The organism is Streptomyces sp. NPDC004561 (genome assembly GCF_053602155.1).
In genome coordinates, this window is record NZ_JBSGDB010000229.1 from 1 (window position 1) to 13590 (window position 13590).

General features: G+C 70.5%; 10 protein-coding genes and 1 pseudogene. 3 read left to right on the forward strand and 8 right to left on the reverse strand.

Annotated features, from left to right (window positions below; genetic code table 11):
- Positions 1 to 1274 (reverse strand): RNA polymerase recycling motor ATPase HelR (gene helR / locus ACWEN3_RS26505; protein ID WP_452975728.1); only part of this gene is annotated, 1274 nt, incomplete at its 3' end.
- Positions 1275 to 2040: 766 nt separating this feature from the next.
- Here helR and ACWEN3_RS26510 point away from each other — a divergent pair.
- Positions 2041 to 2405, forward strand: a pseudogene (locus ACWEN3_RS26510) (ATP-binding cassette domain-containing protein); the annotation flags it as partial.
- 12 nt (positions 2406 to 2417) lie between these two features.
- Here the strand turns inward: ACWEN3_RS26510 and aroQ are convergent.
- Positions 2418 to 2891: a type II 3-dehydroquinate dehydratase gene (gene aroQ, locus ACWEN3_RS26515; protein ID WP_452975730.1), complete on the reverse strand. Its 474-nt coding sequence runs from the start codon at positions 2889 to 2891 to the stop codon at positions 2418 to 2420.
- Between the two features lie 211 nt (positions 2892 to 3102).
- Between aroQ and ACWEN3_RS26520 the strand changes: the two genes are divergently transcribed.
- Positions 3103 to 4374: an MFS transporter gene (locus ACWEN3_RS26520; RefSeq protein ID WP_452975746.1), complete on the forward strand. Its 1272-nt coding sequence runs from the start codon at positions 3103 to 3105 to the stop codon at positions 4372 to 4374.
- 11 nt (positions 4375 to 4385) lie between these two features.
- On the opposite strand, the gene ACWEN3_RS26525 is transcribed toward ACWEN3_RS26520, so the two are convergent.
- The 6 genes from ACWEN3_RS26525 to ACWEN3_RS26550 form a co-directional block, all read right to left on the reverse strand.
- Positions 4386 to 5486, reverse strand: a complete 1101-nt coding sequence (locus tag ACWEN3_RS26525) for a calcium:proton antiporter (RefSeq protein ID WP_452975732.1) — start codon at positions 5484 to 5486, stop codon at positions 4386 to 4388.
- 187 nt (positions 5487 to 5673) lie between these two features.
- Positions 5674 to 6675, reverse strand: coding sequence for a TerC family protein (locus ACWEN3_RS26530; protein WP_452975734.1), 1002 nt, complete (start codon positions 6673 to 6675; stop codon positions 5674 to 5676).
- Between the two features lie 223 nt (positions 6676 to 6898).
- A complete protein-coding gene (locus tag ACWEN3_RS26535) occupies positions 6899 to 8833 on the reverse strand; it encodes a TerD family protein (protein ID WP_452975736.1) in 1935 nt (644 codons plus the stop codon).
- A gap of 63 nt (positions 8834 to 8896) precedes the next feature.
- Positions 8897 to 9475, reverse strand: coding sequence for a TerD family protein (locus ACWEN3_RS26540; protein ID WP_452975738.1), 579 nt, complete (start codon positions 9473 to 9475; stop codon positions 8897 to 8899).
- Between the two features lie 157 nt (positions 9476 to 9632).
- Positions 9633 to 11789: an excinuclease ABC subunit UvrB gene (uvrB, locus tag ACWEN3_RS26545; protein ID WP_452975740.1), complete on the reverse strand. Its 2157-nt coding sequence runs from the start codon at positions 11787 to 11789 to the stop codon at positions 9633 to 9635.
- Between the two features lie 40 nt (positions 11790 to 11829).
- Positions 11830 to 12708 (reverse strand): MHYT domain-containing protein, encoded by an 879-nt coding sequence (locus tag ACWEN3_RS26550; RefSeq protein WP_452975742.1) that lies wholly within the window; start codon positions 12706 to 12708, stop codon positions 11830 to 11832.
- 277 nt (positions 12709 to 12985) lie between these two features.
- Here ACWEN3_RS26550 and ACWEN3_RS26555 point away from each other — a divergent pair.
- The coding region (locus tag ACWEN3_RS26555; RefSeq protein ID WP_452975744.1) for a glycerophosphodiester phosphodiesterase family protein at positions 12986 to 13590 on the forward strand (605 nt) is incomplete at its 3' end.

Genomic DNA, 13590 nt, shown 5'->3' on the forward strand with positions numbered 1-13590 from the left:
CCGAGCCAGGGAGCGCACATCCGCAGGTAGGCGGGAACCGACCAGAGGTCGCCGACCAGGTCGGCCGCTTCGAGCAGCGGCCACGCGTGGTCGAGGGTGCCGACCAGCTCCTCGTCGTGCAGCAGGGCCCGGCGGAACAGGTCGGGCGGGATGTCGTCGTCGTGCTTGTCCAGCAGGATCGCGACCAGTTCCTCCCAGATCAGGTCACGGGCCTCGTTGTGCGGCGTGCCCGGCCCTGGCGCCCGGAACGCCTCGGCCCAGTCGTCGGCGCTCAGCCGGACGTCGGCCCAGGGGGTCGTGACCGTCATCCCCTCGGTGGGCGGTTCTTCGTAGAACCTGACGGCCGTCTCGATCGCCTTCACCATGTGCGCGGACGACTTCAGGTGGGCGACCTCCGGGTCGGACTCGTCCGCCGCCGCGGCTCCCTCGGCGACGAGGTCCCGCAGGGTGCAGGTCCGCACGCCCTCCTCCCCGAGGCTGGGCAGGACGTCGGCGACATAGGCCAGGTAGGGCTGGTGAGGACCGACGAACAGCACGCCGCCGCGGCGGTGACCGAGCCGGGGGTCGGAGTAGAGGAGGTAGGCGGAGCGGTGCAGGGCGACGACGGTCTTCCCGGTGCCGGGACCGCCGTCGACGACGAGGGCACCCCGGGATCCGGCCCGGATGACGGCGTCCTGGTCGGCCTGGATGGTGGCGAGCACGTCCCGCATCCGGGCCGACCGGCTGCCGCCCAGACTGGCGATGAAGGCGGACTGGTCGTCGAGCGCGGCGTGCCGCTCGAGCCCGTCCGCGGTGAACACCTCGTCCCAGTAGTCGCTGATCCGGCCGCCGGTCCAGCGGTACCTGCGGCGGCTCGCCAGCCCCATCGGGTCGGCGTGGGTCGCCGCGAAGAACGGCTCGGCCGCGGGAGAGCGCCAGTCGACCAGCAGCCGTCGCCCCGCGCTGTCGGTGAGGCCCAGCCGTCCGACGTACAAGGGCTCGGATTCGTCCGCGCCGACGACGCGTCCGAGGCACAGGTCCAGGCCGAAGCGGCGCAGGGCGCGCAGCCAGCCGGTCAGCCGGTGGACCTCCGCATCCCGGTCCATCGCCTGGCGGCCGACGCCGCCGGGCGCCCTGAGCTCGGCGTCGAGGCGGTCGGACAGTTCGGCGATCGCCTGTTCGAGGGCCTCCGCGATGGCCGCGAAGTGCTTCTCGTCCCCGGCGATCAGCTCGGGGTCGGCCTTGACGGAGAGACGGTCGGGAAGGTCGAACGCGCCGGCGGTCAGAGGGCTCATGTCAGCGGCTCCGATCCGATGCCGCGGCCGTGTGGTCGATGGCGCGCCCACCCGCGCCCAGGCGAGCGAGCGGGCTCGAAGAATGACAACAACACAGGCACTTGGCGAGTCTCCCGATTTCGCGGATTCTGGCTTCGGCCTGCGATTTTGCGGCATCACCGGGCCCTTGCCGCAAGCCCCCCAGTGCGCTATAAGTTGAGAGTGGCAAGGAGTGGTTTTCCTCCTTGCCTTTTGTTGTTGGCGCCTTTTCGATGTCGGCGCGCTTTCTTATCAGCGCCTTTTGTTGTCGGCAGGGTTCTCGCGTCGTCTGCGCCCGGCGCGCATCTCGTCCCGCGCGCCCCGTGTGAACGCTTCGCACACGCCCGTGTCGTGCGCGCGCTCCCCCTGGCCGGTCATACGGAGTCAACTGGTGGCAGCCCCGCACAGGATGACGGCTCCTGAGGGGTATGGGCCGCCGGTCTTCACCCCGCCCTCGGCCGGCGGCCCAGGCTCGGGCACGCGCGCGTGGGCTGTTTCGCTCCGCGTTCACACGGGCGCAACACCCGTTCCCAGCATGCGGACAAACACCGTGGTGACCTCGACACACACGAGGTTCGCTGCCACTCTCCCGCCATGCACACCGCCCTCAGCGCAGTGCGGTAGCGGCCGCCACCATCGCCCTGCTCGCCACTGCTGTCGGCTGTGCGCCGCAGCCCGGGGAGAAGGCGTCGGCCACCGCGTCCGGTTCGGCCGGCGCGAGCTGCGCCAAGGGCGGGCCGGCCACCAAGTCGGGCTGGGCGGCAGGGCGGACGCCTACCCGGACCGGCTCAGCGGCGGCCAGCAGCAGCGGGTGGCGATCGTACGGGCCCTCGCCGTGCGGCCCCGGCTGTTGCTGCTGGACGAGATCACGGCCGCCCTCGACCCCGAACTCGTCGGCGGGGTGCTGGAGATGGTCCGGGGGCTGAAGGACGAGGGCATGACCCTGGTGCTGGCGACGCACGAGATGGGTTTCGCGCGGGACGTCGCCGACGAGGTCTGTTCCAGGACGGCGAGGTCGTCCTGGAACGCGGCACCGCCGGGCAGGTCTTCGGCGATCCGCAGCAGGAACGCCCCCGGCGCTTCCTGCGGCGGATCGTGGAATCGGGCCGCCTGTGGCCGGCGGGGCTACGCCTCGGCCTGTGCCGCGTCCACCAGGGCGGCGACACGCTCCACGCCGAACACGTAGCCCTGCACCCCGCATCCGGCGATCACGCCGTCGGCGCGCAGCGAGACGTACGAGCGGTGCCGGAACGACTCGCGCTGGTGGACGTTGGAGATGTGCACCTCCAGCACGGGCATGCCGTCACAGGTGTTGAGCGCGTCCAGGATCGCGACCGAGGTGTGCGAGTAGGCGGCGGGGTTGATGACGATCCCGCAGTGGTTCAGGCGCGCCTCGTGGATCCAGTCGACCAGTTCGCCCTCGTGGTTGGACTGCCGGAAGTCCACCGTGCCGCCGTGCGCGGCCGCCGCCTTGACGCACAGCGCCTCCACGTCGGCCAGCGTGTCCTTGCCGTAGATCTCGGGCTGGCGCTGGCCGAGCAGGTTCAGGTTGGGCCCGTTGAGGATCATGATCGGGGCGTTGGCCAGGGTGCGGGGCACGGTTCCTCCGGTCCGTTCGGGGCGGTGCGTCTTCGACCGCTGCTCCCACCCGGTGTATCACGGCCGCCGGCGCCCACGGCCGGCCGTACGCACAGGTCACCGGGGCGCGCGCTCCGTACCCGTTGATCACCTCCGCGCGCCCCCGTAACCGGCGATCACTGTGGGTAGTTGACCTGACATGCGCGATGCACCGTCTGTGAGCACCCCGTCCATGCTGCGGCTCGCGACCGCCTCCCTCGCCGGAACCGCGATCGAGTTCTACGACTTCTTCGTCTACGGCACCGCCGCGGCGCTGGTTCTGGGGCCGCTGTTCTTCCCGACGGTCTCTTCGGTCGCGGGAACGCTGGCGGCGTTCGCGACGTTCGGGGTTGGCTTCATCGCCCGGCCGCTGGGCTCGGCGCTGTTCGGGCACCTCGGCGACCGGCGCGGCCGGCGGCCGGTGCTCGTCGTCTCGCTGCTGCTCACCGGCGCCTCGACGGTCGCGGTGGGCTGTGTGCCGTCGTACGGGACGATCGGTGTGGCGGCTCCCGTGCTGCTCCTCGTGCTGCGCTTTCTGCAGGGGCTCGGGCTCGGCGGCGAGTGGGGCGGGGCCGTGCTGCTGACCGCCGAGCACGCGCCCTCCGAACGGCGTGCCCTGTGGTCGTGCTTCCCTCAAGTGGGGCCCGCCATCGGCTTCCTGCTCGCCAACGGGGTGATGCTCGTGCTGTCGGTGGCGCTGTCCGACGCGGAGTTCGCGCGGTGGGGATGGCGGGTGCCGTTCTGGGCGGCGGGCGCCCTCGCGCTGACCGGGCTGTGGCTGCGCTCGTCGCTCCCCGAGAGCCCCCGGTTCCTGGAGATCGACGACCACGCGCGCGTGCCGCTCGTCGAGGTCGTACGGCACCACGGGCGGCTGGTGCTGCTGACCGCCGGGGCGCTGGCGGCCGGGTACGCGGTGTTCTACGCGGTGACGACCTGGTCGCTGGCGTACGCGACGGAACGACTCGGGGTGAGCCGCACGGTAATGCTGACCTGCGTCATGGCGGCCGTGGTGGTGAAGGGCTCGTTGACGCCCCTCATGGCGCTGCTCGGCGACCGCTTCGGGCGCCGGACGATGTGTCTGGCGGGCTGTACGGCCTGCGCCCTGTGGATGCTGCCGATGGTCGCGCTGCTGGCGACCGGCGAGCCGCTGATGATGTTCCTCGGCATCCTGGGCGCGCTGATCGCCTTCATCACCATGTTCGCGGTGATCGCCGCCTATCTGCCGGAGCTCTACGAGGCGCGGGTGCGCTGCACCGGCGCCGCCGTCGGCTACAACCTCGGCGGGGTCCTCGGCGGCGCACTCACCCCGATCGTGGCGACGGCGCTCGCCCAAGGGAGCGGGCGCGTCGCCTGGGGCGTCGGCCTGTATCTGACGGGCGTCGCGCTGCTGAGCCTCGGGTGCTTCGCGCTGCTGCCGGAGACGCGGCCGGTCCCCGTGCCGGTGGCGGAGCCCGCCACGGGATGACCGCCGACGGACTACGGGTTGATCGCCAGTTCCAGATAGGCCGCGAACACCACCAGGTGGACACCGCCCTGGAGGGGCGTGGCCCGTCCCGGCACCACCGTCAGGGAGCTGACCACGACCGTCAGCGCGAGCAGCAGCATGTGGGTCGCGCCGAGGCCGAGGACGAGCGGGCCGGACAGCCAGACGGAGGCCAGCGCCACGGCCGGGATGGTCAGGCCGATGCTGGCCATCGCCGAGCCGAGCGCGAGGTTGAGGCTGGTCTGCACCCGGTCCCGGCGCGCCGAGCGCAGCGCGGCGATCGTCTCCGGAAGCAGCACGAGCAGCGCGATGATCACGCCGACGACGGCCTGGTTCAGACCCGCAGCCGCCACCCCGGACTCGATGGTGGGCGACACGCCCTTGGCCAGGCCGACCACACCGATCAGCGCCAGGCCGAGCAGGCCGAGGCTGATCCGGGCCGTGCGCACGGACGGGGGCGTCGCGTGGTCGTCGCCGGTGATGACCACGCCCTGCCGGGTGATGGGCAGGAAGTAGTCCCTGTGGCGCACCGTCTGCGTGGCCACGAACAGGCCATACAGGATCAGTGAGGACAGGGCGGCGAACATCAGCTGGATGCTGGAGAACTCGGGCCCGGGCTTGCTGGTGGTGAAGGTGGGCAGCACCAGGCTGAGCGTGGCCAGTGTCGCCACCGTCGCCAGGGCGGCGCCGGTGCCCTCCGCGTTGAAGACCGCGATGCCGTGCCGTAGGGAGGCGACGAGCAGGCTGAGGCCGACGACGCCGTTGCAGGTGATCATCACGGCGGCGAAGACGGTGTCCCTGGCCAGGGTGGAACTCTTGGCACCGCCGTCGGCCATGAGGGTGACGATCAGGGCCACCTCGATGATCGTGACGGCGATGGCGAGCACCAGGGAGCCGAAGGGCTCGCCGACCCGGTGGGCGACGACCTCGGCGTGGTGCACTGCCGCCAGGACGGACCCGGCGAGGACGAGGGTCACCAGGGCGACGACCGCGCCGGGCAGACCACGGCCCCAGGTGAAGACCAGGAGGACGACCGCGAGCACCGGCACGAGAATCGTCCACTGCCGGGCGAGCGACCGCAGCCTAGTGATCATGCCGCGATGCTCGCAGAGAGCTACAGGATTCGCATTCTGTTCTTTCCGGATATTTTCGTCCCTTCCTGACGGGGCCCGGCACCGGCGCTACCGGGCCCCGCTTGTTCCAAGAGGTGTGTTCCTGCGTCCGGAGGACGTACGGAGGAGTGGTCCGACGCGCGGAGGAGCGGTCCTGTCTGCGGCGCGGTCAAGCGCCGACGGTGGTCTTCCGCGTGCTTTCACCCTCGGCCTGCGCCGCCTCGGCGGCCGCCTGCTTCCTGGAGGCCAGGAGGCTGGTGATCGTGGTGACGGCCAGGACCGCGCAGATCACGCCGAGCGAGACCGGGATGCTGATCTCGGGGACTTGGACACCGGCTTCGTGCAGCGCGTGCAGGACCAGCTTCACGCCGATGAAGCCGAGGATGACCGACAGGCCGTACGACAGGTGGACCAGCTTCTTCAGCAGGCCGCCGATGAGGAAGTACAGCTGACGCAGACCCATCAGCGCGAAGGCGTTGGCGGTGAAGACTATGTACGGATCCTGGGTCAGGCCGAAGATCGCGGGTATCGAGTCCAGGGCGAACAGTACGTCCGTGGTGCCGATGGCGAGCATCACGACCAGCATCGGGGTCATGACCCGCTTGCCGTTCTGCCGGATCCACAGCTTGGTGCCGTGGTACCGGTCGGCCACGCCGAACCTGCGCTCCGCGGCCTTCAGCAGTCTGCTCTCCTCGAACTCCTCGTCCTCCGCGTCGGCCCGGGCCTCCTGGAGGAGCTTCCAGGCAGTCCAGATCAGGAAGGCGCCGAAGAGGAGGAACACCCAGGAGAAGCTCGCGATGATGGCGGCTCCGGCGGCGATGAAGACGGCCCGCAGGGCCAGGGCTATGAGGACGCCGACGAGCAGGACGCGCTGCTGGTACTGGGCGGGGACCGCGAACTTCCCCATGATCAGGACGAAGACGAAGAGGTTGTCGACGCTCAGCGACTTCTCGGTGATGAAGCCCGCGAAGAACTCGCCGGCCGGCTGCCCGCCGCCGTGGACGAACAGCCCGAGGCCGAAGAGGCCGGCCAGGGCGATCCAGACGACGGTCCAGACACCGGCTTCCTTGACCGACACCTCATGGGGCTTGCGCCCGATGAAGAAGTCGACGGCGATCAGGGCCGCCAGGCCCACGATGGTCAGGACCCACAGGGTCACGGAGACTTCCACTGCACCTCCGGCATTTCGTAACGGCAAACACGTTCAGCGTTGTCACTGCCGGAGGTCTCTTCCACCCGCGCGGGGCCGACGCCCCGGGGCCAGAACCGGCCCGTACTGACGGGTGCGCCGCAGTCAGGGAGTACTCCCCTCCGCACGAAAAAGAGTACCCGATCACCAAGGAAAGGTAAAGAGAAAGGTAAAATAAAGACCAAGCGTGCAGGTCGGCTGCCCTTTACCTGTGCTTGGCCCTGGCTGTGGCCACCTCGGTGAGCACCCGCTCCAGGATCCGGCTGCCGGACGGTGCGAGCGCGGGCTCGTAGGTCCAGGCGTGCCCCACCCAGGGGTCGACGAGATGATCGTCGGGGACCGGGGTGAGTCGCATCAGCGAACGCCACAGCGGGTCCAGCAAGGGGCCGTAGGCGGCGGCGTCCGCGCGGTCGGCGACCATCAGGAGGTGGACGCCGACGGCCGGGCCCTCGTCCGCCAGGTAGCGCAGCCGGGTCACCGCCCGGTCGTCGAAACCGTGCGGGAAGTCGTTGACGATCAGCAGCTGCTGCGCGATGTCCACATCGGCCGGCAGCGACTCGGCCGCACCACCGCTCACCGCCATGTGCAGCAGATCGACCCGCCGGGTGAGCCTCTCCAGCACATCCGTCACGCCCACCGCGCCGGCCGCGGGCGGCGTCCCGAGCACTCCGGCCCGCGTCAGCGGCAGGAGCGCGCGGGCTCCGGCCCCGGCCGGGTCGATGACCTGCACGGCGAACTCCCCCACCGGGTGCACGGCCGACAGTCGTGCCGCGAGCGCCACCGCGGCCTCCATGGCCAGATGCCGCAGCTCGGCGGAGTCCGGGAAGGGGCCGTCGAGCCCGGCCTCCGGACCGCTGTCGATCCACAGTCCCCGCTCCAGCGGCAGCCTGACCAGCATCGGGATGCGCAGCGGCACGCTCTCGGGGAGGTGCAGATCGCCGAGCCGCAAGGCCATCGGCGGCTCGGCGGGCACGCGATAGCCGTGCCAGACCGGGTTGTCCCAGCGGGCGTACGCGGGCGGCAGCGCGGGTTCGACCACCTCGGACTCGGCGGTGAGCTGCGCGAGGTCACGGTCGAGGACGGCGCGCGCCTGGTCGACCAGCTGCTCCCGGCGTGCGTGGGCGGCCTCGCGCGCGGCGTCGCCCGCCGCGCCGAGCCGGCCGCGCGGGTCGATGAGGGCCTGGTCGAGTTCCTTCTCCAGACGGGAGTCGGCGAAGTCCACGGCGCTGCGGTAGGCGGCCGTGGTCCTTGCCAGGTCCTCGAACATGCCCCAGACCTGGTTGTACAGCCGCTCCTCCATGGACCAGCCCACGGCATCGCCCGCGACCGGCGGCGCGGGCTGATCGTCTGCGGCCGGTGCTGTGGGCGGCGGCGGTGGCGGGGTGGTGTGCCGAGGGCGATCGGGGTGTGTGTAGTCGACCGGGCCGGCGGGGCCCTGGGGCTCGGTGCCCGGGGCCTGTGTGGCGTAGGGGCTTTGGCCTCGGCCGAGCGTGGGTTCCGCGTCGTACGAGGGCGCCGGCCCCGGCGTGGTGGGGATGACCGCCGGTTCGGGCGGGGGCACGGGGGACGGTGCCGGTACGGCGCGCGCCAGGTTGTGCGCCGTCGCCTCCTGGACCGTGGCCGCCAGCTCCTCGGCCTCGCGCAGCCCCTGGTCGGCGAGGAGGGCCGGAAGACCGCCGGCGTACCCCTGGCCCAGCGCCCGGACCTTCCAGGCGCCCTGTCTGCGGTACAGCTCCAGGGCGAGCACGGCCGCCTCGGCGTCCAGTCCGGTGAGGGTGTAGCAGACGAGTTCGGCGCCGTCCGGGCCGTTGACCGTGGTGTGCGGGGCGGCGACGGCACCGAACCGGAGGGGGCCCGCGGTCCCGGTGGGCAGGGCGAGGAACACGTCGACGCGGTGCACGGTCTCGGGCAGGGCGGACAGGTCGACGGCCAGACGGTGCTGGGCTGCGGCCTGGCGGGAGACCTCGACGCCGGGCAGTGCGGGGGCGCCGGGGTGAGCGACCCACTGGGAGCCGTGCACGTTGCCGTTCTCGTCGCCGAGCGTGGCTCCGGCCAGGACCGGCACTCCGGCCGAGATCCGGATCTCCAGCCGGACCTGGGACAGCGGGTGGTTCTGCCCCCGCACCAGTTCGGCCGTCATCGCCGTCGCCCCCCTGTGTCGTGTTGTCGTGCTCGCCCCGCCGCGTGGGCGGGCGGTCCGGTCCTACAGATGCGGCAGGATCGCCGGCATCAGGTCCTGGAAGGTGCGGCCGTTGGCGGGGGTGCCCAGGGCGGTCATCGTCCAGCCCGAGCCCGCCCGGTGCACCTTGGCCATGATCTGCGCGGTGTACTCGCCGCCACCGGCCAGCGTGTAGCGGGCGAGTTCCTGGCCGTTGGTCTCGTCCACGAGGCGGCAGAAGGCGTTCTGCACCTCCTCGAAGGTCTGGCCCGTGAAGGAGTTCACGGTGAAGACGATCTGGTCGATGTGGACCGGGACACGCTGGAGGTCCACGAGGATCGCCTCGTCGTCACCGCCCTGACCGGCGCCGCCGACGAGGTTGTCGCCGGTGTGGCGGACGGAACCGTCGTCGCTCACCAGGTGGCGGAAGAAGACCACGTCGACCGGCTGCTTCTCGGCGAAGAGCACCGCGGACGCGTCCAGGTCGATCTCCCTGGTGCGCGAGCCGAACAGACCGCGCCGCTTCGCCGCCTGCCAGCCGAGCCCCATGCGGACCGCGGTGAGGGTGGCCCCGTCCTTCTTCTCCAGGCTGATGGCCTGACCCTTGGTCAAGTTGACGGACACGGCTGAATCCCCTCTCGATGTTCCCCTGTTGCCGCGCACCGCACGGCTGTCCAGAACCCTACGCACGGGCACCGACGACGCCGAACCCCGGCCCGCGCTTTGTGTCGGTGTTGCAACACTTGGCGCATAAGCCGAGGTCCGGCGGGGTGTCGCAGGGTCAGGCGAGGCCCGCCTCCCGCATCTGGCGCAGTTCCTTCTTCATCTCGGAGACCTCGTCGCGCAGCCGGGCCGCGATCTCGAACTGCAGCTCCGCGGCGGCGGCGCGCATGCGCTCGGTCATCTGCTCGATCTGGTCGGCCAGTTCGGCCGCCGGGCGGTCCGTGGGCACCGTGGCCTCGCCCTTGCCCTTCGCGGACTTGGCCGCCTTGCCGGCCTTCGCGCCCTTGGCGGTCTTTTCGCCGAGGGACGGTACGGGTGCCTTGGCGCCCTTGCCGTCCTTCAGGTTGCGGTATCCGGAGCCGAGGAGCTGCTCGGTGTCGACCTCCTCGCGCGCGATCTGCGCGACGATGTCGTTGATCTTCTTGCGCAGCGGCTGCGGGTCGATGCCGTTGGCCTTGTTGTAGGCGACCTGCTTCTCCCGGCGGCGGTTGGTCTCCTCGATGGCCTTCTCCATCGCAGGGGTGATCTTGTCGGCGTACATGTGGACCTGGCCGGAGACGTTGCGCGCCGCGCGGCCGATGGTCTGGATCAGCGAGGTGCCGGAGCGCAGGAAGCCCTCCTTGTCGGCGTCCAGGATCGCCACCAGGGACACCTCGGGCAGGTCGAGGCCCTCGCGGAGCAGGTTGATGCCGACCAGGACGTCGTACTCACCGGAGCGCAGCTCGCGCAGCAGCTCGACACGGCGCAGGGTGTCGACGTCGCTGTGCAGGTAGCGCACCTGGATGCCGAGTTCCAGGAAGTAGTCGGTGAGGTCCTCGGCCATCTTCTTGGTCAGGGTGGTGACCAGGACGCGCTCGTCCTTCTCGGTGCGCTTGCGGATCTCGTGCACCAGGTCGTCGATCTGGCCCTCGGTGGGCTTGACCACGACCTCCGGGTCGACCAGGCCGGTCGGGCGGATGATCTGCTCCACGACACCGTCGGAGCGCGACAGCTCGTAGGTGCCCGGGGTGGCCGACAGATAGACGGTCTGCCCGATGCGCTCCTGGAACTCCTCCCACTTCAGGGGACGGTTGTCCAGGGCGGAGGGCAGGCGGAAGCCGTGGTCCACCAGGGTGCGCTTGCGGGAGGCGTCGCCCTCGTACATGGCGCCGATCTGCGGGACGGTGACGTGCGACTCGTCGATGACGAGCAGGAAGTCGTCCGGGAAGTAGTCCAGCAGGGTGTTGGGCGGGGAGCCGGGCGAGCGGCCGTCGAAGTGCATCGAGTAGTTCTCGACGCCGGAGCAGGTGCCGATCTGGCGGAGCATCTCGATGTCGTAGGTGGTACGCATCCGCAGGCGCTGGGCCTCCAGGAGCTTGCCCTGCTTCTCCAGGTCGGACAGGCGCTCCCCCAGCTCCTTCTCTATGTCGTTGACGGCCCGCTCCATGCGCTCGGGGCCCGCGACGTAGTGGGAGGCGGGGAAGATGTAGAGCTGCTGGTCGTCGCTGATGATCTCGCCGGTGACCGGGTGGAGCGTGGACAGCGCCTCGATCTCGTCGCCGAACATCTCGATGCGGACGGCCAGCTCCTCGTAGACCGGGAAGATCTCGATGGTGTCGCCGCGGACGCGGAAGGTGCCGCGGGTGAAGGCCATGTCGTTGCGCGTGTACTGGATGTCGACGAAGCGGCGCAGCAGCTCGTCCCGGTCGATCTCGTCGCCGATCCGCAGCGGGACCATCCGGTCCACGTACTCCTGTGGCGTACCCAGGCCGTAGATGCAGGACACCGAGGCGACCACGACGACGTCTCGGCGGGTGATCAGCGAGTTGGTCGCCGAGTGTCGCAGGCGCTCCACCTCCTCGTTGATCGAGGAGTCCTTCTCGATGTAGGTGTCCGACTGCGGGACGTACGCCTCGGGCTGGTAGTAGTCGTAGTACGAGACGAAGTACTCGACCGCGTTGTTCGGCAGGAGCTCGCGGAACTCGTTGGCCAGCTGGGCGGCCAGGGTCTTGTTCGGCGCCATCACGAGGGTGGGGCGCTGGAGCTTCTCGATCATCCACGCGGTGGTGGCGGACTTGCCGGTGCCGGTCGCGCCCAGCAGGACGACGTCCTTCTCACCGGCCCCGATGCGCTTGGCCAGATCGACGATGGCCGCCGGCTGGTCACCGCTGGGCTGGTAGGGGCTGACGACCTCGAAGGGCGCCACCGTGCGTTCGATGTGGGAAACGGGCCGCATGCCATCAACCGTACGACCCCGCACTGACAACGGGTCCCGATCAGCGGTTCTGCGGGGTGCGGGCGCCCTGGCTCTGGAGCCGGCCGACGGGCTGCGGACCCTGGTGGACCACGGGGCGGCGGTCCGCGTGGGCGGCGACGGCGGCGGCCGGGACGCCCGGCTTGTGCTCGACGGGCGTCCCCTGGGGACGGCCCATGACGATCTGCGGGTCGAAGATCACGACGACGCCCGCGAGGAGCAGGAAGACGAGGGGGCCGATCAGCATCGGCACGAGCGCGGACACGCTCGGGGCGTCACCGGCCGCGTGGGCGGTGTGGTCGAGGCGGACGCTCAGGGCGGCCATCCCCGTGTAGTGCATGCCGCTGACGGCGAGCCCCATGACGAGGCTCGCGCCCACGCTCCACAGGAAGCCGCGGACGCGTCCGGCGGCCCACAGGGCGGCGGTGGCGGCGCCCATCGCTATGACGACGGAGGCGGTGACGGTGAGCGTGTTGTAGGTGAACCGTCCGTGGAAGCGCATGCCGGCCATGCCGAGGTAGTGCATCGAGGCGACGCCCAGACCGGTGATCGTGCCGCCGGTGAAGAGGGGGGCGCCGGTGGCGCCCCGGTAGCCGACGATGAAGATCCCGACGCCGACCATGACGACGGCGAGCCCGAGGCTCGCGTAGGTGATCGGCCCGTCGTAGTGGATGGGCGTCTCCCTGATGCTGAAGCCCATCATGGCGACGAAGTGCATGGTCCAGATGCCGGAGCCGATGGCGGCCGCGCCGAGGGCCAGCCAGGCCGGCCGCCAGGAGTGGCTGACCAGCAGGGACCGGGTGGTGCAGCGCAGGCCGAGGGCACCGCCGAGGCAGGCCATCAGATAGGCCACCAACGGGGTGACGGCCCCGTAGCTGAATCCGTCGACCGTGCCTTGCATTCGCGGCTGCCCTTCCGCACTCTTGCGTCCCTGAACACCTGAAATGTGCCCCGTCCCAGTACCGCTCGGACGGTCAGGGTTGTCGCAGAGAGTATGACCCCCACCGGTATGGTCGAACGATTTTCCGGCAAAGAATCACGGCCTTGCCCCACTTGTGCGGCACCGGTGAGCGCGCTTGGACATCTCCGTTCGATGTGTGGCCATCGTGCACCGAGTGTCGTTGACCCTCTGCTGTCAGTCTGGTGCTGTCGGTGTTCACACGACGCAAGGAGAACGCATGCACGCGCGCGTAGTCGCCTTCCTGGCCGCGGCGGCCCTGGCGACGGCGGCCCTGATGAGCCCCGCTTCCGACGCCCGGGCGGGCGAGGCCGGTCGGCCCACGGTGATCGCCCACCGGGGCGCCTCCGCCTACGCCCCCGAGAACACGCTGGCCTCGATCGACAAGGCGGTGAAGCTGGGCTTCACCTGGGTCGAGAACGACGTCCAGCGCACCAAGGACGGCGAGCTGGTCGTCATTCACGACGACAGCCTGAAGCGCACCACGAACGTGGAGAAGGTCTTCCCGGGGCGGGCGCCGTGGAAGGTGAAGGACTTCACGGCCGCCGAGATCGCCCGGCTGGACGCCGGCAGCTGGTTCTCCCCCGCCTACGCGGGCACGCGCGTGCCGACGCTGAAGCAGTACATGCGCCGGCTCGATCACAACCACGAGAGCCTGCTCCTGGAGATCAAGAACCCGGAGCTGTACCCGGGCATCGAGCTGCAGACCCTGAAGCTCCTGGGCAACGAGAGCTGGCTGGACCGCAAGCACCTGGGGCGGCTGGTCGTGCAGAGCTTCAGCGCCGACAGCGTGCGGACCGTCCACGAGCTGAAGCCCGCGATCAC